The 21,969-nt window shown below is 68.1% G+C and carries 19 protein-coding genes, 1 tRNA gene and 2 riboswitches; of the genes, 12 read left to right on the top strand and 8 right to left on the bottom strand.

What is annotated here, in order from left to right; all coding sequences use genetic code 11:
• The first annotated feature begins 18 nt into the window (after positions 1-18).
• Positions 19-1,743, top strand: coding sequence for a cation:proton antiporter (locus tag L0966_RS03260; RefSeq protein ID WP_234050402.1), 1,725 nt, complete (start codon positions 19-21; stop codon positions 1,741-1,743).
• 109 nt (positions 1,744-1,852) lie between these two features.
• A complete protein-coding gene (locus L0966_RS03265) occupies positions 1,853-3,052 on the top strand; it encodes a cyclic nucleotide-gated ion channel (protein WP_234050403.1) in 1,200 nt (399 codons plus the stop codon).
• A gap of 179 nt (positions 3,053-3,231) precedes the next feature.
• Here the strand turns inward: L0966_RS03265 and L0966_RS03270 are convergent, their stop codons facing one another.
• The gene (locus L0966_RS03270) at positions 3,232-4,443 is read right to left on the bottom strand and encodes an NADP-dependent isocitrate dehydrogenase (RefSeq protein WP_234050404.1); all 1,212 of its coding nucleotides are present in this window, start codon (positions 4,441-4,443) and stop codon (positions 3,232-3,234) included.
• A 266-nt stretch (positions 4,444-4,709) separates the two neighbouring features.
• On the opposite strand from L0966_RS03270, the gene L0966_RS03275 reads away from it, so the two are divergent.
• Together L0966_RS03275 and L0966_RS03280 are read left to right on the top strand one after the other, a co-directional pair.
• Entirely contained in the window at positions 4,710-5,567 is an 858-nt protein-coding gene (locus L0966_RS03275; RefSeq protein ID WP_234050405.1) for an RNA methyltransferase, read from the top strand.
• A 271-nt stretch (positions 5,568-5,838) separates the two neighbouring features.
• Positions 5,839-5,915 (top strand) — tRNA-Met (locus L0966_RS03280).
• 378 nt (positions 5,916-6,293) lie between these two features.
• On the opposite strand, the gene L0966_RS03285 is transcribed toward L0966_RS03280, so the two are convergent.
• Positions 6,294-6,782 (bottom strand): MarR family winged helix-turn-helix transcriptional regulator, encoded by a 489-nt coding sequence (locus tag L0966_RS03285; protein WP_234050406.1) that lies wholly within the window; start codon positions 6,780-6,782, stop codon positions 6,294-6,296.
• A gap of 94 nt (positions 6,783-6,876) precedes the next feature.
• Here L0966_RS03285 and L0966_RS03290 point away from each other — a divergent pair, with 94 nt between their 5' ends.
• Complete coding sequence (locus L0966_RS03290; RefSeq protein WP_234050407.1) at positions 6,877-8,043, top strand: MFS transporter; 1,167 nt, start codon at positions 6,877-6,879, stop codon at positions 8,041-8,043.
• Between the two features lie 17 nt (positions 8,044-8,060).
• Entirely contained in the window at positions 8,061-8,885 is an 825-nt protein-coding gene (locus tag L0966_RS03295) for an alpha/beta hydrolase (protein WP_234050408.1), read from the top strand.
• A gap of 91 nt (positions 8,886-8,976) precedes the next feature.
• Here L0966_RS03295 and L0966_RS03300 read toward each other — a convergent pair whose 3' ends face one another.
• The 3 genes from L0966_RS03300 to L0966_RS03310 are packed head-to-tail and all read right to left on the bottom strand — an operon-like array spanning position 8,977 to position 10,602.
• Complete coding sequence (locus L0966_RS03300; protein WP_234050409.1) at positions 8,977-9,651, bottom strand: hypothetical protein; 675 nt, start codon at positions 9,649-9,651, stop codon at positions 8,977-8,979.
• Entirely contained in the window at positions 9,638-10,384 is a 747-nt protein-coding gene (locus L0966_RS03305) for a CbtA family protein (RefSeq protein ID WP_234050410.1), read from the bottom strand. Before L0966_RS03305 ends, L0966_RS03300 begins: the two co-directional genes overlap by 14 nt.
• Positions 10,385-10,392: 8 nt before the next feature.
• Complete coding sequence (locus L0966_RS03310) at positions 10,393-10,602, bottom strand: CbtB-domain containing protein (RefSeq protein WP_234050411.1); 210 nt, start codon at positions 10,600-10,602, stop codon at positions 10,393-10,395.
• A 1-nt stretch (position 10,603) separates the two neighbouring features.
• Positions 10,604-10,754: riboswitch (adenosylcobalamin (AdoCbl) riboswitch) on the bottom strand.
• Positions 10,755-10,874: 120 nt separating this feature from the next.
• Between L0966_RS03310 and L0966_RS03315 the strand changes: the two genes are divergently transcribed.
• Positions 10,875-11,390 carry a histidine phosphatase family protein gene (locus L0966_RS03315; protein ID WP_234050412.1) on the top strand — a complete coding sequence of 172 codons (516 nt, stop codon included), beginning with the start codon at positions 10,875-10,877 and terminating at the stop codon, positions 11,388-11,390.
• Between the two features lie 116 nt (positions 11,391-11,506).
• Positions 11,507-12,475, top strand: a complete 969-nt coding sequence (cobD, locus tag L0966_RS03320; RefSeq protein WP_234050413.1) for a threonine-phosphate decarboxylase CobD — start codon at positions 11,507-11,509, stop codon at positions 12,473-12,475.
• Here the strand turns inward: cobD and L0966_RS03325 are convergent.
• From L0966_RS03325 to cobO, 3 genes are read right to left on the bottom strand one after another with little or no spacing between them, the layout of a single operon-like run.
• The gene (locus L0966_RS03325) at positions 12,461-13,906 is read right to left on the bottom strand and encodes a cobyric acid synthase (protein WP_234050414.1); all 1,446 of its coding nucleotides are present in this window, start codon (positions 13,904-13,906) and stop codon (positions 12,461-12,463) included. The two genes, cobD and L0966_RS03325, sit on opposite strands and share 15 nt — an antisense overlap.
• A gap of 7 nt (positions 13,907-13,913) precedes the next feature.
• Positions 13,914-14,804: a DUF1289 domain-containing protein gene (locus L0966_RS03330; protein ID WP_234050415.1), complete on the bottom strand. Its 891-nt coding sequence runs from the start codon at positions 14,802-14,804 to the stop codon at positions 13,914-13,916.
• A complete protein-coding gene (cobO, locus tag L0966_RS03335) occupies positions 14,804-15,412 on the bottom strand; it encodes a cob(I)yrinic acid a,c-diamide adenosyltransferase (protein WP_234050416.1) in 609 nt (202 codons plus the stop codon). Before cobO ends, L0966_RS03330 begins: the two co-directional genes overlap by 1 nt.
• A 39-nt stretch (positions 15,413-15,451) precedes the next feature.
• Positions 15,452-15,685: riboswitch (cobalamin riboswitch) on the top strand.
• Between the two features lie 134 nt (positions 15,686-15,819).
• Between cobO and cobW the strand changes: the two genes are divergently transcribed.
• Genes cobW through L0966_RS03355 form a run of 4 tightly spaced genes read left to right on the top strand, consistent with a single transcriptional unit; the run spans position 15,820 to position 21,968 of the window.
• Entirely contained in the window at positions 15,820-16,875 is a 1,056-nt protein-coding gene (gene cobW / locus L0966_RS03340; RefSeq protein WP_234050417.1) for a cobalamin biosynthesis protein CobW, read from the top strand.
• Between the two features lie 3 nt (positions 16,876-16,878).
• Positions 16,879-20,172, top strand: coding sequence for a cobaltochelatase subunit CobN (gene cobN / locus L0966_RS03345; protein ID WP_234050418.1), 3,294 nt, complete (start codon positions 16,879-16,881; stop codon positions 20,170-20,172).
• On the top strand, positions 20,169-21,335 hold the full coding sequence (gene cobG, locus L0966_RS03350; protein WP_234050419.1) for a precorrin-3B synthase: 1,167 nt from the start codon (positions 20,169-20,171) through the stop codon (positions 21,333-21,335). Before cobN ends, cobG begins: the two co-directional genes overlap by 4 nt.
• Positions 21,336-21,338: 3 nt before the next feature.
• Entirely contained in the window at positions 21,339-21,968 is a 630-nt protein-coding gene (locus tag L0966_RS03355) for a precorrin-8X methylmutase (protein ID WP_234050420.1), read from the top strand.
• The last annotated feature ends 1 nt before the right edge of the window (position 21,969 follow it).

Consider the following 21,969-nt stretch of genomic DNA (forward strand, 5'->3'; position numbering starts at 1 on the left):
GAGTGAGGAGAAGCGGCTGTGGGTGACGCCTTCCTCAAGGACGGGTTCGTTTATCTCCTGGCAGCCGGTATTTTGGTGCCACTCTTTCACCGCGCGCGCATTGGCGCCGTCGTGGGCTTCATTCTCATCGGTGCCGTGCTGGGGCCGCACGGGCTCGGGAGCTGGGCGGCGGACGTACCCTGGTTGCGCTTCGTCACCATTTCAAACCCAGAGCGGGCCGCACCGTTTGGTGAGCTTGGGGTCATCTTCCTCCTATTTCTGCTTGGTCTCGAATTCTCAGCAAGCCGCCTGTGGGCGCTTCGGCGGGAAGTGTTCGGTATTGGCGGCCTGCAGGTGCTGTTCTGCGGCGCGGCGCTGGCGTCCGCGGTTGGACTGTCGGGATTTGTTGAGTCAGATGTTGCGTTGGTGCTGGGCTTCGCGCTCGCACTGTCGTCCACCGCCGTGGTTACTCAGATCCTCATTGAGGAACATCGGTCATTGGCGCCGCTCGGGCAGCTCGTCATTGCCGTGCTCCTCTTTCAGGATCTGATGGTGGTCCCCATCCTGCTCGCCACTGAATTGATCGCCGACGGCGGAAGCGTCCTGCTCCTTGCGGTCACGGCCATGGCCAAGGCGTTGGGTGCGGTCGCGGTCATTCTCGTGGCCGGCAGGTTCGTGATGGCGCCGCTGGTGAGTATCGCCGGCAGCACCAGGTCCCGCGAGCTCATCATGGCGATTACCCTGGTCGTTGTCGTCGGGACTGCGGCCTTCACGCGCGCGGCGGGACTTTCCGGCGCGCTTGGGGCGTTTCTTGCGGGCATGCTGCTCTCGGAAACCGCCTATCGGCACCAGATTGAGGTGGATCTCGAACCGTTCAAGGGCCTGCTGATTGGCGTGTTCTTCGTAACGGTCGGCATGAGCGTGAATTTTCGCGCGGTTCTGCCACATCTTCACCTCGTACTCGCGGGCACTGTGGCGCTGCTTGTGATCAAGACGGTGTTCAATTTCGCTGCGGCGCGCGTCATGCGTGTGGGGCAGGCCGAAGCGGCGGAGGCTGCAATTTTGCTGGCCCAGACGGGCGAGTTTGCCTTGGTCGTGCTGGGCCTGATGGTGGCGAAGGGCGTTCTGGGCAGCGCCGATGCCGGTATCGTCATCGCAGTGGTCGGGCTCGGACTTGCAGCGACCCCCGTGCTTTCGGGCCTGGGGCACAAGCTGGGCCTGAAGCTGGAAGTGCGGGCACACGACCATCTCGCCGTGCCCACGCTGGATGCGCCCCGTGGGCACGTCATTATCGGCGGCTTTGGCCGGGTGGGGGGAATGGTGGCGGAGGCGTTGGAGCGGGAAAAGGTTCCGTTCGTCGCCGTCGACAGCAATCCCCGGCGCGTTGCCATCGAGCGGGCCAGCGGCCGGCCGGTCTATTTTGGCGATGCCGGCCGTGAGGAGATTCTGGAGCGGCTGGGCGCGGACGGCGCCATCGCCTTCGTTCTGACACTTGATTCGCCCACAGCAGCGGAGCGGATGGCGGAGGTGATCCATCGCCGTTGGGGCAATGTCCCGGTTCTTGCTCGGGCGAAAGACGCCGATCATGCCTGCCGGCTGGCCGGTCACGGGGTTTCCGGCGTCATTCCCGAGACGGTGGAAGGCAGCCTGCAGCTTGTGGCGCAGCTTCTTGGCACCTTGGGCATGCCCCCGGATGCAGTGGCGACCCGCACGGCCGAGGCGCGGGCGAGAGAGGCTGAGCGTTTCGGATGCCGACCCACTTGAAGTCATTACCGGCGAGGACTTTCGCTCGTAATCCGCGGTGCGTGTCACTGCCCCGCCCGGCTCCGAGCCTCAGGGCGCCGGTCCGGGCCTCCGCGGGGAACGATCTGCGATGAGCCTGGAACAAATTCGCCAACGCACCTTCGATATCCTGGAGCGCGACATGCCCGGCGACGTCGCCGCGGATGTAGTGCACTTCTTCCTCATCTTGCTGGTGCTGGTCAGCGTCGTCGGTGCGGTGCTTGGAACCGTGCCGTCCTTTGAACTGCACGAAAAGTGGTGGTTCAACTTCGGCGAATTTTGCGCGCTCATCGTCTTTTCAATTGAGTATCTGGTGCGCATTTGGGTCGCGCCGGAACATCCGCTGCGCCGGCAGCTGCCCGCGTGGCGCGCACGCCTCAACTATCTGGCGACACCAGCGGCGATCATCGATCTGCTCGCGGTCGCGCCGGTTCTGGTGGCGGAATTCGCCCCCATGGACACGCAGGCGCTCCTCGTCCTGCGGTTGCTGCGGTTTCTCAAGCTGGCCCGGTATTCGTCGGGCTTCAATGCACTCTATCTGGCCGTGAAACGCGAGCGCTACGCCCTGCTTGCGTGCCTTGTGCTGCTGTGGACCGGCGTGCTGCTGGCGGCAACCGCCATGTACCTCGTAGAGCGCAACGTGCAGCCGGACAAGTTCGGCTCCATTCCGGAATCCATGTGGTGGGCCATCACGACACTGACCACGGTTGGGTATGGAGATACGGTTCCGATCACCACAATCGGCCGCATGATCGGTGCGGTGACCATGGTTACCGGCCTCATCATGCTGGCCTTGCCCATCGCCATCGTGGCCAGCTCCTTCTCGGACGTCATCTCGAAACATAATTTCGTGGTGACGTTCTCCATGCTCTCACGCCTGCCTCCGTTTTCGGACCTGGATGCGCGCGTGCTTGGCGACCTGTTGCCGCTCTTCAATTCCCGCAGCTTCGATCGCGGGCGCCAGGTTGTTCGGCCCGGCGAGCGAGCGCGCCACCTGTTCGTGGTGCTGGAGGGTGAGCTGGAATCCACCGGTGGCGAACGAACGGTGCGGCTGGGCGCTGGCGACGTTTTCGGCATTTCGCCGGGAACGGATGGCAGTGCGCAGCCGGTGCGGGCGCTGACCAAGAGCAAGCTCCTCGCCATCGAGGAAGAAGAGCTGAACATGCTCACCCTGCGCTACCCGGACATCAGCCGCCGCCTGACGGAAATGGCCGGGCGCCCCACGGGGGGCATCTTTGCTCGCCGGCCGAGGCGCCTGGTGCCCCACCCCCGCAAACGCCCGACAAGCTGAGCTCCGCGCGTCTTTCGACCGCGCGCCGCACCGCGGCAATCACGCGGATCGCCAGTGCCGCGACCCGAGAACTCTCGCCGCGGCCGCTCGAGGGCGACACTGCCGAACAAAAGAAAACGCCGGCTCGAGGGAGCCGGCGTTCGATGCGCGCATCACGGAGCTGATCCGCGAAGAATGCCTCAGGCAAGCGCCTTGGACAGGTTCTCGGAGATCTTGTCCAGGAAGCCGGTGGTGGACAGCCACTTCTGGTCGGCACCCACCAGCAGCGCCAGGTCCTTGGTCATGAAACCGGACTCGACGGTGTCCACGCACACCTTCTCCAGGGTCTTGGAGAAGGCGGCCAGCTCCTCATTGCCATCGAGCTTGGCGCGGTGGGCAAGGCCACGGGTCCAGGCGAAGATGGAAGCGATGGAGTTGGTGGAGGTCTCCTTGCCCTTCTGGTGCTCGCGATAGTGGCGGGTCACGGTGCCGTGGGCGGCCTCGGCCTCCACGGTCTTGCCATCGGGGGTCATGAGTACGGAGGTCATGAGGCCGAGCGAGCCGAAGCCCTGGGCCACGATGTCGGACTGCACGTCGCCGTCATAGTTCTTGCAGGCCCACACATAGCCGCCGGACCACTTGAGGGCCGAGGCCACCATGTCGTCGATGAGGCGATGCTCATAGGTGAGGCCGCGCTTGGTGAACTCTTCCTTGAACTCGGCGTCGTAGATCTCCTGGAAGATATCCTTGAAGCGGCCGTCATAGGCCTTCAGGATGGTGTTCTTCGTGGAGAGATAGACCGGATAGTTGCGCATCAGGCCGTAGTTCAGCGATGCGCGGGCGAAGTCACGGATCGACTCGTCCACGTTGTACATGGACATGGCGACGCCGGCGCCCGGGAACTTGTAGACTTCCTTCTCGATCTTCGTGCCGTCTTCACCCACGAAGGAGATGGTCAGCGTGCCCTTGCCCGGCACCTTGAAGTCGGTCGCGCGATACTGGTCGCCGAACGCATGGCGGCCCACCACGATGGGCTGGGTCCAGCCGGGCACGAGGCGCGGCACGTTCTTGCAGATGATCGGCTCGCGGAAGATCACGCCGCCGAGGATGTTGCGGATGGTGCCGTTGGGCGACTTCCACATTTCCTTCAGGTTGAATTCCTTCACCCGGGCTTCGTCCGGGGTGATGGTGGCGCACTTGACGCCCACGCCGTGCTTCTTGATAGCGTTAGCCGCGTCGATGGTCACCTGGTCGTTGGTGGCGTCGCGGTTCTCGACAGACAGGTCGTAATACTCGAGGTCGATGTCGAGATAGGGGTGGATCAGCTTGTCCTTGATGTACTGCCAGATGATCCGGGTCATCTCGTCGCCGTCGAGTTCGACGACCGGATTAGCCACCTTGATCTTCGCCATGTGGACGACCTTTCGGGGGTGCTCTGCGCGTGGATGGAATTCGTCTCAGAAGTCGCCTCGGGGTCCTGGGTCCGGGTCCTCGTCTCGCGTATTCGCGCGCGGTTCGGGCCCGCCTGCCCTTTGGCAATCCTCCCAGGGCGCCGCTATAGCACCGGCGTGCCACCTAGCGAAAGCGCCAATGCCCCCGCCTTTCGCATGAATTGCATGACAATGTGTACAAACTCGATGCAGCCGGCCGCCCATGAAAATAACGCCGGCGGAGAAAGATGATGCCAGGTTCCGGAACGGACAGTACCAAGCCCTGGATCGCCGGTGGACCGGTGGTGATCCTGGTTGAGCCCCAGCTCGGCGAGAATATCGGCTCGGCCGCGCGCGCCATGGGCAATTTCGGCCTCGCCCGGCTGCGTATCGTCAACCCCCGCGAAGGCTGGCCCAATGAGAAGTCGCGGGTGTTCAGCGCCGGGGCCGATCGCATTCTGGAGGCAGCCGAGGTTTTCCCCGACCTGCGTTCCGCCCTCGTGGGGGTTCGCTATGCGTTTGCCGCCACGGCGCGCGAGCGCGGCATGGCGAAGCCCGTGATGGGCGCCGACGCCGCGGCGCAGGAAACCGCCCAGCACCTTTCCGCCGAAGAGGACGTGGCGCTGGTGTTCGGCCGCGAGCGCACCGGGCTCTATACGGAGGAGGTATCGCTATGCGATGCCATTCTCACGCTGCCGGTCAACCCGGCCTTCGCCTCCCTGAACCTTGCCACCTGCGTCGCCGTCGCGAGCTATGAGTGGTTCAAGGTCGCCAGCGCGGGCGCCCTGCCCTTCGCCGCGCCGGACAAGTCGCCGCTGGCGGACAAGCAGGACCTTTTCGCTTTCTTCGATCACCTGGAAGGCGCGCTGGAAGAGGCGGGCTTCTTCCGTTCGCCAGAAAAGCGCCCCTCCACCACCCGGAACATCCGCAACATCTTTCATCGCCTCGGCCTCACCCGGCAGGATCTGGCGACGCTGCACGGGGCCGTCACCTCGCTGGTGGAGGGCCGGGCCGGACGTGAGGCGCGCAAGGCCGCCCACGAGGCCGCCGCCGCCGAACGGCGCGCCGAAAAAGCCAAAACCGCACCCAGCCCGACGGACGATTGAGGGTCCACGTCCCCCACGCGGCGTCATCCACAGGCGATCTCGGGCGACACCGGCGCATCCCGCCGCGGCGGCGGAGAACGCGACAAGCCAGCAATGGCAGCGGTTTGCGCGGAGCAAGAGCGGGCCTCCGCCCCGCTCCATCCACAGGAGGAGGCCAACGGCATGGCTGCTATGACGTTTTTTTGGCAGCCTGCCCTTTCCTTCCCGACAGGGGGTTGCTACATACGCCTCACCGAACGACGACGCCGCTGGCGAACGACTTCGGACTTGACGCGGGGTGGAGCAGCCCGGTAGCTCGTCAGGCTCATAACCTGAAGGTCGCAGGTTCAAATCCTGCCCCCGCAACCAAAGACAAAACCCTCCGTGCGATATTCGCCGGAGGGTTTTGTCGTTTATGGCCGTTCGGCGCTGGGTCGCCTGCGCTGTCGCAACCTCTTCGCTGTGAATCGCAGGGATTGGCCCCATCTCCGCCGGGGCCAGATCCGCCATCGGAGCCGATCGCCAAAAATCCAAGCTGCCGTCTCGCGCCCCTTGGCGTGTCACCGAGACTGCGTCGGCTCTCCATGTGAATCACCCAGAGTGCAAAATGTTCGTTCCCTGAAACCGTGTGCCAACATTGGCCATGCGGCGGTCTTGGGGGCACGGCAGAGGACTGTCCGCCGTGCCCCACCACAAGACAGCCATTACCCAGCTGCGCCACCTGGGGCGTGACCATGCCGCGTGGGGCTAGGTCTGCTGTAGATCCAGCAGCTTTTTGAGGAGGCGGGAAAGCAGCTCCTGCTCTTCCAGCGTCAGCCCTGCGACAATGGCGTGCTGGTTGGCCACATGCGCATCAACAGCCGTTTCGATCAGCGCAAGCCCATCCGCCGTGAGTGCGACAAGAGTCCCGCGTCGATCGGCCGGGTTGGGCTTGCGGGCCACCAAGCCGGCTTTCTCCAGCCGATCGATCCGGTTCGTCATGCTTCCGGACGAGATCATGGCAGCCTCGTAGAGCTCTGTCGGCGTCAGGGCGTAAGGGGAGCCGCTGCGCCGCAAGGTGGCCAGAACGTCGAATTCGCCCGGCTGCAGGCCGAACTCGGCAAATGCCGGATTAAGCCGGTCCCGCGACACCACCAGCGCCGCCTCGGCCAAACGCCCCAACAGAATCATCGGCCCAGTATCCAGGTCCGGTCGCTCTCGCGCCCATTGCTCCGCCGCGACCACAGCTCGGTCCATTCCGCCACCTATCTTGACGTCAAGACAATATATCTCTACGTCAAGATATATGCGAAGCGCCGCCTTGCGGCAAGCGAGGTGGAGGAAGCGAGTCATGTCCATATTTTCAGGCCGCTATCTATTCACGGCCGCGATCCTCCTGGTGGGCATCAATCTACGTCCGACCATGGCGGCGATCGGCCCGCTGCTCGACATCATTCAACGGGACACCGGGCTTTCCGACACCACCGCCAGCCTTCTCACCACCGTGCCCGTCGCGCTCATGGGCGCCTGCCTTCTCGCCTCAAGCCGCCTGAGGGCCTTTGTGGGGGAACGGTCCGGCATTGCGTTGGGTCTCATTCTCATCCTCCTGAGCGACTTGGCTCGCTGGGGAGTGCCAAGCGCGGGGATGCTGCTGCTGACGGCGGTGTTCAGCGGCATCGGCATCGCGATCGTGCAGGCCCTCCTGCCGATCGTCATTCGGCATCGCGCCGGCGGCCGGGCGGCCGGGCTGATGGGGGTCTATTCAACGGCGATCATGGGCGGAGCCTTCCTTTCGGGGACGGCGAGTCCCTGGATCGCGCAAGCCTATGGCTGGCCCGCGGCGCTGGGCATCTGGGCCCTTCCCGCGCTGGTCGGCGGGCTCGTCTGGTGGCGCGCGACGAGCGCCCCTGACGTGGTTCCGCGCCCTGTCCGGCACCACGCCTTCGCCCGGGTGCCCCGGGCCTGGCGATTGCTGGCCTTCTTCGGGCTGGGGACCGGCGCCTATACGCTTGTGCTCGCCTGGCTCCCGCCGTTCTACACGGGCCTTGGCTGGTCGGAGCAAGCCGCCGGCATGATGCTGGGCATTGTCACCCTAGCCGAAGTGATCGCCGGCCTGGGGGTCTCCTTCTGGGTCAGTCGCTCCGTTGACCGTCGCCCCCCCATATTCACCGCGATCGCCGCCCTGTTTTTCGGCCTGCTGGGCTTTGCGACCACCCCGCTGCTCTTCCCGTGGCCATCGGCGCTCCTCGCGGGGGTGGGCATCGGCGCGCTATTTCCGCTTGGGCTGATCGTGGCGATGGACCATGGCGAAGGGGCAAGCGACGCCGGCGCAATCGCGGCCTTTGTCCAGGGAGGCGGCTATGTGGTTGCCGCCGTCCTTCCGCTGGTCGCCGGGCTCCTGCGCCAGAGCCTGTCAGACCTCACGCCCGCGTGGTGGCTGATGGCCGCCCTGTGCTTGGTGCTGTGGGCCCTCGCCGCCCGCTTTCGTCCGGGCGAGCACATCACATTCCCGAAGTGACTGGAAGGAGACTTCACGTGGCCTATTACGACGTCCGGGGTCGGAGCAACTATTTCATGGAATTCGGGGAAGGCCGGCCGATTCTACTGTTGCACGGCATCAGCAATTCAGGCCGCGCCTGGGGACCGCAGATCCCGGCGCTTGTGGCGGCCGGCTATCGGGTCATCGTGCCAGACCATGCCGGCCACGGCGCATCCGCCCCTCTCTCCAGTCCGTTCGGGGTTACAGACATCACCGACGACACGCAGCAGCTTCTCGCCCACCTCGGCGTCGAAAGCCTGGACGTGGTGGGCCTGTCCCTTGGCGGCATGGTGGCCCTGGAGCTGGCACTGCGTGAACCGTCCAGAATTCAGCGGCTGGTCATCGCCAACAGCTTCGACAAGACCGCGACTCCGGAATTCGCCGCCATGGCCGAAGGCTGGGCCACCGCCTTCGAGCAGCCGCATGGTCCGATCACGCGTCTTGAACAGAACTGGCTCGTTTCGGTGTCGGCGGCGTTCCGCGCCTCGCCCGAGGGCCTGCGCACCTATCAGGTGTGGCATGGCATCGCGGCGACATCCGACGGCGCATCCCTCGCGCAGGTCGCACGCGGCATCACAACCTTCGACGTCTCCAACCGCCTCGGCGAGCTTGCGATGCCCACGCTGTTCATCGCCGGAGGCCTCGACAGGATGTCTCCAGCCGATTTGAGCCGCCGCATGGCGGAGCGAACCCCGTGCAGCACGCTCTCCATCATCGAGGGGGCCGCGCACATCTCAAACGCCGACTCCGCGGACGAATTCACTGCCGTTTTGCTGGAGTTCCTGCAACCTGCAGCATTCGACCTCACCGCGGACGCCTGACGCCCGCAGCGACAATCCACCGGCTTTGCGCGTCCGCCATCGAGTCGCGCACGGCCGGTGAAAGGCGTGGGTCCGGGCCAGGAACCCGGGCTCAGCCGTGCCGTCGTGGGGGAGCGGTCCGAATGCCAAATACGCCCCACGCACCAGCGGCAACCATGAGCGCGAGGCCGGCGAAGGTCAGCAGCGTGGGTGGATAGCCCAGAACATCACGCCATTCGGGAACAATCAGAGCGGCGGTGTTGAAGTCGGCGCCGCTGCTGCGACAGAGGCTCGATGCCGCCTCGCTCGCCACCATCTCCTGCTCGATCCGGCCGACCAGCACCCGCGCCTCGCCGCTCTCGCCCGGCATCTCCTGCATATGCACAAGCAATGCGCGGAGCGCGCCGAGATAGGCGTGGAGACAGGTATTGAAGGGATTATCCTCATCGGTGAGGCTGCCCGGCACCAGCCCCCAGAAGCAATAGGTGCGCTGCAGGGCGGCGAAGTTCGCCAGCCGGCGGAACGTGGGGTCGGTGCGCTGCTGGCTTCCGGCGAGGGCCCGGATGGCGCCCGCATGACGCGCCACCACGGCCATCTCGCCATGGGTGAGGCTTGGGATGACCAGACCGTTCGCGGCGAGCGTGCCCGCGTCGACGGCGCGATGCGCGCTCGCCCCATCAGGCCCAAGGCCCATGCAGACCAGCAGCAGAACCGCGCACGCACGGACGACCCAGCGTCGCCCGCGCGCGCCCTGCTTCATCACATCGCGCCCATCAGCGGGCGGCATAGGCCGAAGCGATCCGCCGCTCAGGCCGCAGGCTGGCCAGATAGCGCTCCGCCACATAACCAAAGCCGAGGCCCAGCCCTGCCCATAGAATGGCCTGCATGCCCAGCGAAGCAATGCGGAAGTCCCACAGCAGCAGGGCGGGAAACTGCTCCGGCACCTCATTCACGCCTGGCAGGGCGAGGTCAATGAGCACCACCAGGGCGGCATAGACGGCAACGCCCAGCAGCGATGCATTCCAGGCCCCCAGTCGCCAGCTGCGCCGCGCAACCGCCACCGCGACGGCCACTGCCGCCAGCGACAGGGCCAGCATGGTGAAGAAGAGCTGGGTGCGCGCGACGATGGTTTCCGGGCTGCCCACCGCCGGTGGCGTAGGCGGAAACTTCAGCCCCGGCACCAGGACGAGCGCCACGAAGCCCACGGCGGCGAGCAGGGCGGACGCCCCGCGCGGGCCCAGCGGCGTGAGCCGGCCATAGGAGAAGGAAAAGGCGAGCGAAAACAAACCGCCAAGCGCCGCCCCGAAGGTGACCACGCCGGTAAACAGGCCCAATCCGGCCTGCACGTCGCGGCTCACCAGCTCAGGCTCGGGCGCCTCGCCCTTGGCCTGGCTCGCGGCCTCTTCCAAAGCGATGGCGTGATCCACCGCGGGCTCGCCGAAAACTCGCGCGAATCCAAACGCGAGCAACCCCGCCACGGCACCGACGATCATGCCGCGGAGCAAGAGATTTCCGACCATGATGCGCCTCAGTGACAGGGGAAGCCGAGCAGATGGCGTCCGTCATGGACGAATTCATGGACGTAGGAGCCCGAGATCAACGAGGTTGCCCCCTCCTCCGCACCCACGAAATAGATGGCAAGGAGCAGGATCAGGCCCGCGAATACGGCCCAAGGCAAAATCTCCGCCACCGGAATCGGCGCGGGCTGGGCTACGGGCTTCAGGATAATGTCAGACATGGTGCACTCCCGGGATGGCGCGTCCCACTGGGCGGATATGGTCGTTTGGGATTAGGCCTGACTTCCGGATCCCGAAGGATCGCGGTTACAGTGGCGCGACCGTGCCGGACTCACACCGGCTTCCAATCCCGCAAACGACGCGTCAAGCTAGGCTTCGCGGTTGACGGCTGTCAACCGATGGCTTGGCCTGCGATGCCCGTTTTCCGGCGGAGGGCCCCTCGCTGCATCGCCTGACCCTGCTTTGCCACGGCCCGAGCACACCCGCTGTGCCCATGGCCTTTCCCATCGATGAGCCGCTGGACGGGGGAGCGCTGCCCGCCCTTTCCGCGCTGCGCGAGGGCCTCGGCCGCGTGGACCGCTGCCTTACCAGCCCCCTGCTGCGGGCGCGGCAGACGGCGGCGGCATTGGCGCAGGACGTCACCGTGGAGCCGGCGCTGCGCGAGCTCGACCTTGGGCAGTGGCAGGGCCGCGCTTTGCGGGACATTCACGACCGCGAGCCCGAGGCCGCCGCCCTCTGGCTTTCGGTGCCGGACGCCGCGCCACACGGGGGAGAATCCCGCACCCAGCTGCAAGCGCGCGTCGGCGCCTGGCTCACCGCCCAGATGGCGAGGCGCGGGCACACGCTGTGCGTGACCCATGCCGCCGTGATCCGCGCCGCCGTGCTCCACACCCTCGGCTCACCGCCGGACGCCTTCTGGCGGCTTGATATCGAGCCCCTCAGCCGAACCGAGCTGCGCTGCGATGGGCGCCGCTGGGCCCTGCGCGGCCTCAACGCGCCGCCCTCATAAAGGCCGCGCTTTCAAACGAAATCGGAGCCGTTTCGCGGCACGGCGAAATGCTCTAGCAGAGGCGCTCCCCGCATGCGGCCCGCGCAGGCGGGGCTGCGGCTTTTCCGAGACGAAACATGCGCGATCACGGCGGCGATATGGATCGGGCGCAAGCCCAATATGGCGCGGGCGACTGGCTGGACCTTTCAACGGGTATCAACCCCTGCCCCTATCCGGTGCCGGCGCTGCCGCCCCACGCCTGGGCCGCCCTGCCCGCCGCGAGCGAGATCGCCGCGCTGGAGGCGGTGGCGCAGGCGGCGTACCGCACACAGGCACATGTGGTCGCCCTTTCGGGCGCGCAGGCCGCCATTCAGCTGGTGCCGCGCCTGGTGCCGCCCGGCCGGGCGCGGGTGCTCGGCCCCACGTACAACGAGCACGCCGCCGCGCTCGACACCATGGGCTGGGCGGTCGACACCACCGGCGACGTGGCCGGCCTGCCCGGCGCCGATCTGGCCGTCGTGGTGAACCCCAACAATCCCGACGGCCGCCGTCTTATGCCCGAGGCGCTTTCCGCCCTGGCCGGGCAGGTTTCGCTGCTGGTGGTGGATGAGAGCTTCGGCGATGCCGAGCCCGCACTCTCTCTGCTGCCGGAGCTTGGACCGCAGACGGACAACGTGGTCGTGCTGCGCTCCTTCGGCAAATTCTATGGCCTGGCGGGTGTCCGGCTGGGCTTCGCGGTCACGGGCTCGACCTTGGCGGTGCGGCTGCGGGGGCTGGCCGGCCCCTGGGCGGTGAACGGCCCCGCCATCGCCATCGGGCGCGCGGCGCTGGCCGATGCCGACTGGCGCGCGGACACCATCCGCCGCCTTGTCGCCGATGCGCGGCGCCTGGATGGGTTCGCGGCAGCCTGCGGCTGGCGGCTGGTGGGCGGAACCGAGCTGTTTCGCACCTATGAGACGGGGGACGCGGCGAGGGTCCGGGACCGGCTCGCCCGCGACCATATCTGGTCCCGCGCCTTTCCGTGGTCGCAAGGCTGGCTCCGGCTGGGGCTGCCGGGCACGGCGGCCGGCTGGCAGCGGCTCGAAGCCGCCCTATCGCGTCTCTGAAAGCAGGCCCTCGACATCCAGGTGCTGTTCCAGATGCTCCGCCAGGGCATCCAGCGTCTGCTCGACGGAGGCTTCATAGCCAAGCGTGGAGTGGGCGCCCAACTCGGCCAGCATGGCCGCGCGAAAGCGGTCGTCGCGGAACATGCCGTGCAGGTAGCTGCCCGCCACCAGCCCATCGGTGCTGACAGCGCCTTCCGGCGCGCCATCGACGAAGGCGAAGGGGCGGGCGCGATCTGTGCCCTCGGTGCGGCCGATATGGATCTCGTAGCCGTGGAATGCGGCGCCCGACGCGGCGTGCACCGCAGCCACCTCGGTCAGGCGTTTGTCGGGTGTCATCGCCGTTTCCACGTCCAGCAGGCCAAGTCCGCGGTCAGAGCCCATGGGCCCCTCGATCCCGTGCGGATCGTCCACCGTCCGGCCCAGCATCTGGTAGCCGCCGCAAATGCCGAGCACGCGCCCGCCCCGGCGGCGATGGGCCATGAGATCCACGTCCCATCCCTGCTGCCGCAGGAAAGCGAGGTCGCCGCGCGTGGACTTGGTGCCGGGGATGATGACGAGATCCGCGTCGCCGGGAATGGGCCGGCCGGGGCCGAGCAGCGTCAGGCGCACGCCCGGTTCCTGCGCCAGGGGGTCGAGGTCGTCGAAATTGGCGATCCTCGAGAGCACCAGGCAGACCACATGCACGCCTTCGGCGCGGCGGGGCGCGGCAAGGTCCAGCGCATCCTCCGCCGGTAGCCTCCACCCTTCCGCGAACCACGGGCACACGCCGAAGCCGCGCCAGCCGGTGCGGGCGCCGATCAAGGCATAGCCATCGTCGAACAGGCTTGGATCCCCGCGAAACTTGTTGATGATGAAGCCCTTCACCAGCGCCGCATCCTCCAGGTCCATCACCGCCTGCGTGCCGACGATCTGGGCGATCACGCCGCCCCGGTCGATGTCCCCGGCGAGCACCACCGGCGTCCCGGCCGCGCGGGCAAAGCCCATATTGGCGATGTCGCCCTTGCGCAGGTTCACTTCCGCCGGGCTGCCCGCGCCTTCCACGATGACGAGATCATGGGCGGCCTTCAGGCGCCCGAAGCTCTCCAGCACGGTTTCCAGCAGCTGCGGCTTCAGCTTGAAATATTCCCGGGCGCGGGCGGTCGCGAGGCGCTTGCCCTGAACGATGATCTGCGCCCCCACGTCACTCTCGGGCTTCAGCAGAACGGGGTTCATGTCCGTGTGGGGAAGAAGGCCGCAGGCGCGCGCCTGCAGTGCCTGAGCCCGGCCGATCTCGCCCCCGTCCGCGGTCACCGCCGCATTGTTGGACATGTTCTGCGGCTTGAAGGGCGCGACACTCAAGCCGCGCCGTCGGGCAGCGCGGCACAGGCCGGCCACCAGAAGGGACTTGCCGACATTGCTGCCGGTGCCCTGAATCATCACCGAGCGGCCCATTCGCCCCTCACACCGGATGGAAAAGAAGCGACAGGATGTAGCCCTTCGGCAGCAACAGCCCCGGCGGAACGTCCAGCCCCTGGGCCAGGAGTTCCGGCAGGAGATGGGTGTGCGGCCCCTCGGGCGAGCGACCATCGGGCGGCGGAATGGGCGCATCCACCTCCGCCCGCACGCACGGAGTCTCCACCACCCGCACCGGGCTATGCCCGAGCACCAGCGGGGCGATGCCGGCGAGCACCAGGGGCCAAGGCGCACCGCACCGGGCGGCGACCTCGCCAGCGATGGCCGGCCCGCAGCGGATGGAAAAGCGCGCCGCGCGGCGCGCGAGGCCGATATCGAAACGCGCCCCACCGGCGTCGCGCGCCAGCAGCGAATCCCCATCGGGCCCCAGCGCCGTCAGCTCGGCCGGGCCGGCCAGCCCCACCCGCCCGGCGGGCACCGCGAAGGCGAGAAGAGGCGCGTTTGCGCCGCGCGGGATTTCGAAAGCGGTGAGGTAGGGGGGCGCCTGCAGCCGCAGGGCCGCGCGGGGAGAGCGCAGGGTCAGGCTCTCCCCGTCACGCGCGGCCTCATAGGGCTCGTCCGGATCGCGCAACACTTCCGCCACCGCCCCAAAAACGCCGGCGACGAAGGCGCCCTGAGCAGACGCGAAACGGTGCTCCACCTGATCAAGAAGCGCGCTTCCGCGCCATGGCAGGCGCCGCAGGGCAAGGCCCATCGCGGCGGCGCGCGCCGGCAGCTCCGCCCAGATGCGCTGGCGGGTGGCCTCGTCCGTGCCGCCCCAAATGGCAATCTCGTCTCGCGTCCGCGCGCAGCCCCGGCACTGGCCGCTCGCCTCGTCCATGGCGCAGGCGCCGATGCAGGGGCTGGCCGGACGGGGCTTGTCCACCGCCATATTCATCAGAACTCGATTCCCATCTGTGCCTTCACCCCGCTGCGGAAGGGATGCTTCACCAGCGTCATTTCCGTCACCAGATCGGCAATTTCGATCAGCTCCGGCCGGGCGTTGCGGCCGGTGAGGCAGACGTGAGTCATCTCCGGCTTCCGGGTCAGAAGAAAATCCACCACCTCGCCAATGTCCAGGTATTCATAGCGCAGGGCAATGTTGATCTCGTCCAGGAGCACAAACCGGATTTGCGGGTCGAGGATCTGCTCCATGGCGATGCGCCATCCCGCCTGGGCAGCGGCCACGTCCCGGTCGCGATCCTGGGTTTCCCATGTAAAGCCCTCGCCAGACACGAAAAAGCGACATTCCGCACCGAAGCGCTCGCGCAGCAATGTCTTTTCGCCGGTCTCGCGATCACCCTTGATGAACTGCACCACCGCGCAGGGCATGCCATGGGCGATGCAGCGCAGGACCATGCCGAATCCGGAAGATGACTTGCCCTTCCCCGCGCCTGTGTGAACGATAACCAAGCCTTTTTCCTCGGTCTTGGTTTTCATCAGCTCATCACGCGCGGCCTTGACGGCTTTCATCTTGGCGTTGTGGCGAGCGGCGCGGTCATCCATGCCCGGCTCCTTCGTGCTTGACAGGGTTGGGCGTTCGGGCACATTTCCCCCGAAGCTGGTGTCTGTGTAAACAGATGAAAAGGGAATGCGCCAAGCCAAAGGGGCTACAGAGCCCCGGCCCAAGCGCAGCCGCCCCCGCGACCGTGACCGGAGAAGGTCACCCACCGCCACTGGCCCTTGGGACCGGGAAGGCCGGGTGACCACCAGAGGGCCGACACAGGCCCTGTCTGATATCCGCAAGCCGGGAGACCTGCCAGCTCCAACCGACGAAGCCGGCGGGGTGCACCGGTGTCGGGAGGGTGCGTGCGCGCGCCCACCCGCCTCAAGCTCCCCGCTGCCATCGCCATAGGGGATGCAGGCGCAACGCCGGCTCCCTCTGGCTCGCAGATCTGGGACGCAAGCGCGCCATGGCCACTCTCGAAAAGCTGCCGGTCACCGTCATCACGGGCTTTCTCGGCTCCGGCAAGACAACGCTCATCAGCCATCTCATGCGCAATCCGGGCGGCCGGCGGCTCGCGGTGGTAGTCAACGAGTTCGGCGACGTGGGCGTGGATGGCGAGATCCTCAAGGGCTGCGCCATTCCCGAGTGCCCGGCGGAAAACATCATCGAGCTCGCCAATGGCTGCATCTGCTGCACCGTCGCCGATGAGTTCATTCCCACCATTGAGGCGCTGATGGCCCTTGAGCCGCGGCCAGATCACATCCTCATCGAAACCAGCGGCCTAGCGCTGCCCAAGCCGCTGGTGAAGGCCTTCGACTGGCCGGACATCCGCTCGCGCATCACGGTCGATGGCGTGATTGCGCTCGCCGACGCGGAGGCGGTGGCCGCCGGCCGGTTCGCGCCCGACGTGGCGGCGGTGGACCGCCAGCGGCAGGCCGACGCCAGCATCGATCACGAAACGCCGCTCAGCGAGGTGTTCGAGGATCAGATCTCCTGCGCCGACATCGTCCTGCTCACCAAGGCGGACCTTGCGGGCGAGGAGGGCGTGGCCAAGGCCAAGGCGATCATCCATGCGGAAGCCCCGCGCGCCCTGCCCATCATCGAGGTGGTGGAGGGGGCGGTGGATCCGCGCGTGATCCTGGGCCTGGGCGCCGCGGCGGAGGACGACCTTGCCGCCCGCCCCAGCCACCACGACACCGCCGCCGACCACGACCATGACGATTTCGACAGCGTCGTCATCGACATTCCCGAGCTGGCCGATCCCGCGGAGCTGGTCACGCGCATCGCGGAGCTGGCGGACCGGCAGAACATCCTGCGGGTGAAGGGCTATGCGGCGGTGGCCGGCAAGCCCATGCGCCTGCTGGTGCAGGCCGTGGGCGCGCGGGTGCGCCACCAGTATGACCGGCCCTGGGCACCGGACGAGCCCCGCGCCGGGCGGCTGGTGGTGATCGCCGAGCATGACGACATCGACGCGGGCGCCATCCGCAGCGTCCTGGTGCCGTCCGCACGGGCCGCCGAATAGACCATGCACGTCGTTTTCCGCGAAAGCCGGGGTCTGGAAGAGACCGAGACGCCCACCGACCTCGGCCAGAGCCCGGCGGATCTGGTGGTGCTGTCCTTCTCGGACTCCGATCTCGGGGCCTTCGCGGCCGGCTGGCACCGCGATGGTGGGGGCGGCATGCCGACCCTGCGGCTCGCCAACATCGCGGCCCTGTGCCATCCCCTCTCCGTTGACACCTATATGGAGCGCACGCTCAGCGGCGCGCGGGGCATTCTGATCCGCCTCATCGGCGGCCAACCCTATTGGCCCTACGGCCTGAGCCAGATCGAGGCTCTCGCGCGTGCAAAGGGCATCGCGCTCGCCGTCTTGCCGGCCGATGGGCGGCCGGACGCGCGGCTCGATGCCATGTCCACCGTGCCGCCCTCGACCCTGAAGCGGCTGGCGGAGCTGTGCGATGCCGGCGGCGCGGTGGCGGCCCAGGCCGCCCTGGCGCAGCTGGCGCTCGCTGCCGGGCTCTATGCCCCGCCCGTGCCCGGCAGCAAGACGGTGCCGGACTTCGGCACCTGGACGCCAGAGAGGGGTGTGGAGCGCGACGACAAGCCACCCGCTCCCGAGGACGGGCCAACGCCCATGCCGCTGGTGGTCGTGGTGTTCTACCGCGCCTATCTGGTGGCGGACGATCTGGCACCCGTGGAAGCACTCTTCGCGGCCCTGCGCGCGCGAGGCTTCGAGGTGCTGGGCCTGTTCGCCCCCTCTCTGAAGGCGGAGGGGGCGGGGGCGTGGCTGGAAGCGCGGCTGGCGGCGCTGCGCCCTGTCGCCATCGTCAACGCCACCGCATTTTCGGGGCGTGGCGCGGAGCGAGCCTCCCCACTGGACGCGGCCGACGCGCCGGTGTTCCAGGTGGCGCTGGCAACCTCGACCCGTGAGGCCTGGGAAGAGGCCGAGCGCGGCCTTTCGCCGGCAGACCTTGCCATGCATGTGGTGCTGCCGGAGGTGGATGGGCGGATCTTCGCCGGGGTCGCCTCCTTCAAGGCACCGGCGGCGCGTGACGCTGATCTTCAGTTCTCCCGCCAGATCCACGCCCCCAATGCCGAGCGCATCGCCGCCATCGCCGATCGGGTAGCCGCCTGGCATCGGCTGGCGACACGGCCGGCGGCGGAACGGCGGCTGGGGCTGGTGCTCTCCACCTATCCGGGCCGCGATTGGAACATGGCCCATGCCGTGGGCCTGGACGCGCTCGCCTCGGCCGAGGCAATCCTGGCCGACCTGTCGGCGGCGGGATACGAGGCGGAGCCTCAATCTCCCCTCGCTGCGCAATTCCGCGAAGAGCGCCTCCAATGGCCGATGGGGCACTACAAGGCCGCCCTGGCGCGCCTGCCGGCGCCCCTTCGCGCCGACCTTGCCGCGGCATGGGGGGCGCCGGAGGACGACCCCGACGCGACGCCGGAAGCCTTCACCTTCGCGGCCCTGCGGCGCGGGCGGGTGGTGGTCGCGCTCCAGCCGGAGCGGGGCCTCAAGGCGCAGCGGGACGGCGAGTATCACGACCTCGCGCGGGTGCCGCGCCACGCTTATGTCGCCTTCTATCTCTGGCTCCGCGATGAGGTGGACGCCCTGGTGCATATCGGCGCGCATGGCACCCTGGAATGGCTGCCGGGCAAGGCGGTCGCGCTCTCATCCACCTGCTGGCCCGAGGCGCTGATCGGCGGTCTCCCGGTCATCTACCCCTTCATCGTCAACGACCCCGGCGAGGCCGCCCAGGCCAAGCGGCGCATCGGCGCGGTGACATTGGGCCATATTCCGCCGCCCCTGAAGACGGGCGGCGCGCCGGCCCATTTCGCTCATCTGGAAGCCCTGCTGGACGAATTCTCCAATGCCGACGGGCTCGACCCCAAGCGGCGCGCCCGCCTCATCCGCGACATCCGGGACGAAGCCCGGGCCCTGGGGGTGGAGAGCGATCTCGGCATCGACGCGAGCCTCAGCGCCCACGAGGCGGTAACGCGCATCGATCGCTTCGTGTGCGACATCAAGGAGAGCCAGTTCGGCGCCGGCCTTCATGTGTGGGGCCGGGCGCCCGCGACGTCCGGCGCCTTTGATGGCAGGGGTTCGGCGGCGGCGGAACGCCAGGCCCTGCTCGATGCCCTCGACGGCCGGCGGATCGAGCCCGGGCCGTCGGGCTCACCCTATCGCGGCCGGTCCGATGTGCTGCCCACGGGGCGCAATCTCTTCACCACCGATCCGCGCGCGGTGCCGACCCGCGCCGCTTATGCCCAGGGCGTGCAACTCGCCGAGGAGCTGGTGCGCCGCCACCTGCAGGACGAGGGCGACTGGCCGCGCGCCCTCATCGTCGATCTGTGGGGCTCGGCCACCATGCGCACGGCGGGCGAGGAATTCGCCATGGCGCTCGCCCTCATGGGCGTGCGGCCGGTGTGGGATATGGGGTCGGAGCGGGTGTCGCGGGTCGAGATCCTGCCCATCGCCGAGCTGGAACGCCCGCGCATGGATGTGACGCTGCGCATTTCCGGCCTGTTCCGCGACGTCTTCCCCACCCTGTCCGCCATGTTCCAGCAGGCCGTGCGCGCCCTGGCCGAGCGAGACGAGGAACGTGAATGGAACCCCTATGTGGGCCGCGCGGAACCCCGGGTCTACGGTCCCGCCCCCGGCGCGTTCGGCCTCGGCATGGGTGAAGCGATGGAGGATTATTCGCAGGACGGTCGCCTTGCCGCCGGTGCCGCCTGGCTGGCGGCCAGCGCCTTCGCCCATGACGGCGCGAGCGCGCGCCGTGACGAGGCAGGGCTGCGGGAGCGCGTGGCGGCGGCCGACGCCTTCGTGCATCTCCAGGACCTGCCCGAAACCGACCTGCTGCTGGCCGAGGACTATGCGCGCCACGAAGCCGGCTTTGCCGCCGCGCGCGACCATGCCGGCGGCAAGGCGGTGCTTTACCACCTGGACAATACCGACCCGGCCCGCCCCCGGGCCCGCGCACTGGCGGAAGAAATCGCGCGGGTGGTGCGCGCCCGCGCCAGCAATCCCGCCTGGATCGAGGGCATGCGCCACCACGGCTTTCGCGGTGCCGCCGAGATTGCTGTGACGCTGGAGAACATGGCCGCGTTCGCGCACCTGGCGGGCGTCGTTCCGGCCCATCTCTTCGACCTCTATTGGGATGCGACCCTTGGCAATGCCGATGTCGCCGCTTTCCTGCAGGAGGCCAATCCGGCGGCGCTCGCGGCCATGCGCGCGCGCTTCGCCGCCCTCTGCGCGGCGGGGCTGTGGACCACGCGGCGCAACGCCATCGCCGCCGCACTGGATGATGGGCGATGAGCGCGCCGGCCATCAAGGGATGGTGCCCCGGCGCCCATCGCCCCATGATGTCCGGTGACGGGCTCGTGGTGCGCGTGCGCCCGCCACGGGGCGAGCTGACGCCGGAACAGGCCCGTGGCCTTGCCCATCTCGCCACCACCCACGGGCACGGCGTGCTGGAACTGACCAACCGCGCCAATGTGCAGGTGCGCGGCGTCTTGCCCGCTGCCCACGCCCCGCTGCGCGACAGACTGGCCGCCCTGGGCCTGCTCGATGCGGATGGCGATGCGGAGAGCCATCGCAACATCGTGGTCAACCCTTTCCGGCCGCAGGCCATCGACGATCCCGAGACCCATTGCGCCGAAGGTCTGGCGCTGGGGCTGGCGGCGCCTGAATTCCAGCCCCTGCCGTCCAAGTTCGGCTTCATCGTCGATGCCGGCCCGCAGCGGCGGCTCGCGGAGGTGAGCGCAGATGTCCGCATCGAGTCCTCGGCATCCGGGCTGATGGTCCGCCTGGACGGCTGCGCACATGGCCGCAGGGTCGCGGACGCAGAGGCCGCTGTGCGGCTGGCGCTGGAAGCCGCGCGCTGGTTCATTACCTCCGGAGGCATCGCCGCCGATGGACGGGGGCGCATGCGCCGGCACTTGGCCGGAGGCGCGCCGCTGCCCCACATGCTCACCGGCGATGCCGCGCCCAATGGGGATGCGGCCCGGCCTTTGCCGGGGCTGTGCGCGGAGGGGCTCAACATCGCCGCGGCCTTCGGCCAGTTCCGGGCGCAGGACTTCTGCCGTCTTGCGGACAGTGGCACGCGCGTCCTGCGCATCACCCCATACCGGATGATCCATCTGCCCGACCTTCGCGATGCCCGCCCTTTCAATGGCGACCTCATCGCGACGCCGGATGATCCGCTGCTCGGCGTCATCGCCTGCACCGGGGCGCCGGGCTGCCCCCAGTCCAGCGTGGAGACGCGTGCGCTCGCCCGCCGTCTTGCGCCGCGCCTGCCCCGGGGTGTCACCCTCCACGTTTCCGGCTGCGCGAAGGGCTGCGCCCTGCCCGGCCCGGCCGACCTGACCCTGGTGGGCCGGGATGGCGCCTTCGACCTTGTCACCCACGCCGCCCCCTGGGACGCGCCCGCGCGCCGCGCGATCGCTCCGGACCAGGTGCTCGCGGTCATCAGCGGGTAAAAGATGCCCTACGAATACGAAACCGACGGCGCGGCCATCTATGCGCGCTCCTTCTCCATTATCCGCGCGGAGGCGGACCTCGCGCGCTTCGCCCCCGACGAAGAACAGGTGGCCGTGCGCATGATCCACGCCGCTGGCATGGTCGGCCTGGAAGCGCACATTCGCTTTTCGCCCGGCATGGTGGCCGCCGCGCGCGCGGCTCTGGAAGCCGGCGCCCCCATTTTCTGCGACGCCCGCATGGTGAGCGAGGGCATCACCCGCAAGCGGCTGCCGGCGGACAATGCGGTGATCTGCACCCTGCATGAGCCGGAGGTCGCAGCCCTCGCGGCGCGGCTCAGGACCACCCGGTCGGCGGCGGCGCTGGAGCTGTGGCGGCCACGGCTGGAAGGCGCAGTGGTGGCCATCGGCAACGCGCCCACCGCGCTGTTCCACCTGCTGGAGATGCTGGAAATGCCGGACTGCCCCCGCCCGGCGGCCATCATCGGCTGCCCCGTCGGCTTCGTCGGCGCTCAGGAATCGAAGGCGGCCCTGTGGGCCTCGGCCGCCGCCCCCTGCATGATCGTGGACGGACGTCTTGGCGGCAGCGCCATCACCGTCGCCGCCATCAACGCCATTGCGAGCCGCGCCGAATGAG

It is taken from the genome of Xanthobacter sp. NM-59 (assembly GCF_021401125.1).
Lineage (GTDB): Bacteria > Pseudomonadota > Alphaproteobacteria > Rhizobiales > Xanthobacteraceae > Xanthobacter.

Excerpts from the sequence above, each read along its gene's own strand:
- L0966_RS03310 (WP_234050411.1), bottom strand. The coding sequence starts at position 10,602 with ATGTCTGACATTATCCTGAAGCCCGTAGCCCAGCCCGCGCCGATTCCG.
- L0966_RS03265 (WP_234050403.1), top strand. The coding sequence starts at position 1,853 with ATGAGCCTGGAACAAATTCGCCAACGCACCTTCGATATCCTGGAGCGC.
- L0966_RS03325 (WP_234050414.1), bottom strand. The coding sequence starts at position 13,906 with ATGGGCCGCTCGGTGATGATTCAGGGCACCGGCAGCAATGTCGGCAAG.
- L0966_RS03305 (WP_234050410.1), bottom strand. The coding sequence starts at position 10,384 with ATGGTCGGAAATCTCTTGCTCCGCGGCATGATCGTCGGTGCCGTGGCG.
- L0966_RS03275 (WP_234050405.1), top strand. The coding sequence starts at position 4,710 with ATGATGCCAGGTTCCGGAACGGACAGTACCAAGCCCTGGATCGCCGGT.
- cobD (WP_234050413.1), top strand. The coding sequence starts at position 11,507 with ATGCGCGATCACGGCGGCGATATGGATCGGGCGCAAGCCCAATATGGC.
- L0966_RS03330 (WP_234050415.1), bottom strand. The coding sequence starts at position 14,804 with ATGAATATGGCGGTGGACAAGCCCCGTCCGGCCAGCCCCTGCATCGGC.
- L0966_RS03355 (WP_234050420.1), top strand. The coding sequence starts at position 21,339 with ATGCCCTACGAATACGAAACCGACGGCGCGGCCATCTATGCGCGCTCC.
- L0966_RS03290 (WP_234050407.1), top strand. The coding sequence starts at position 6,877 with ATGTCCATATTTTCAGGCCGCTATCTATTCACGGCCGCGATCCTCCTG.
- cobG (WP_234050419.1), top strand. The coding sequence starts at position 20,169 with ATGAGCGCGCCGGCCATCAAGGGATGGTGCCCCGGCGCCCATCGCCCC.
- L0966_RS03270 (WP_234050404.1), bottom strand. The coding sequence starts at position 4,443 with ATGGCGAAGATCAAGGTGGCTAATCCGGTCGTCGAACTCGACGGCGAC.
- L0966_RS03315 (WP_234050412.1), top strand. The coding sequence starts at position 10,875 with ATGGCCTTTCCCATCGATGAGCCGCTGGACGGGGGAGCGCTGCCCGCC.
- cobW (WP_234050417.1), top strand. The coding sequence starts at position 15,820 with ATGGCCACTCTCGAAAAGCTGCCGGTCACCGTCATCACGGGCTTTCTC.
- cobO (WP_234050416.1), bottom strand. The coding sequence starts at position 15,412 with ATGGATGACCGCGCCGCTCGCCACAACGCCAAGATGAAAGCCGTCAAG.
- L0966_RS03285 (WP_234050406.1), bottom strand. The coding sequence starts at position 6,782 with ATGGACCGAGCTGTGGTCGCGGCGGAGCAATGGGCGCGAGAGCGACCG.
- cobN (WP_234050418.1), top strand. The coding sequence starts at position 16,879 with ATGCACGTCGTTTTCCGCGAAAGCCGGGGTCTGGAAGAGACCGAGACG.
- L0966_RS03300 (WP_234050409.1), bottom strand. The coding sequence starts at position 9,651 with ATGCCGCCCGCTGATGGGCGCGATGTGATGAAGCAGGGCGCGCGCGGG.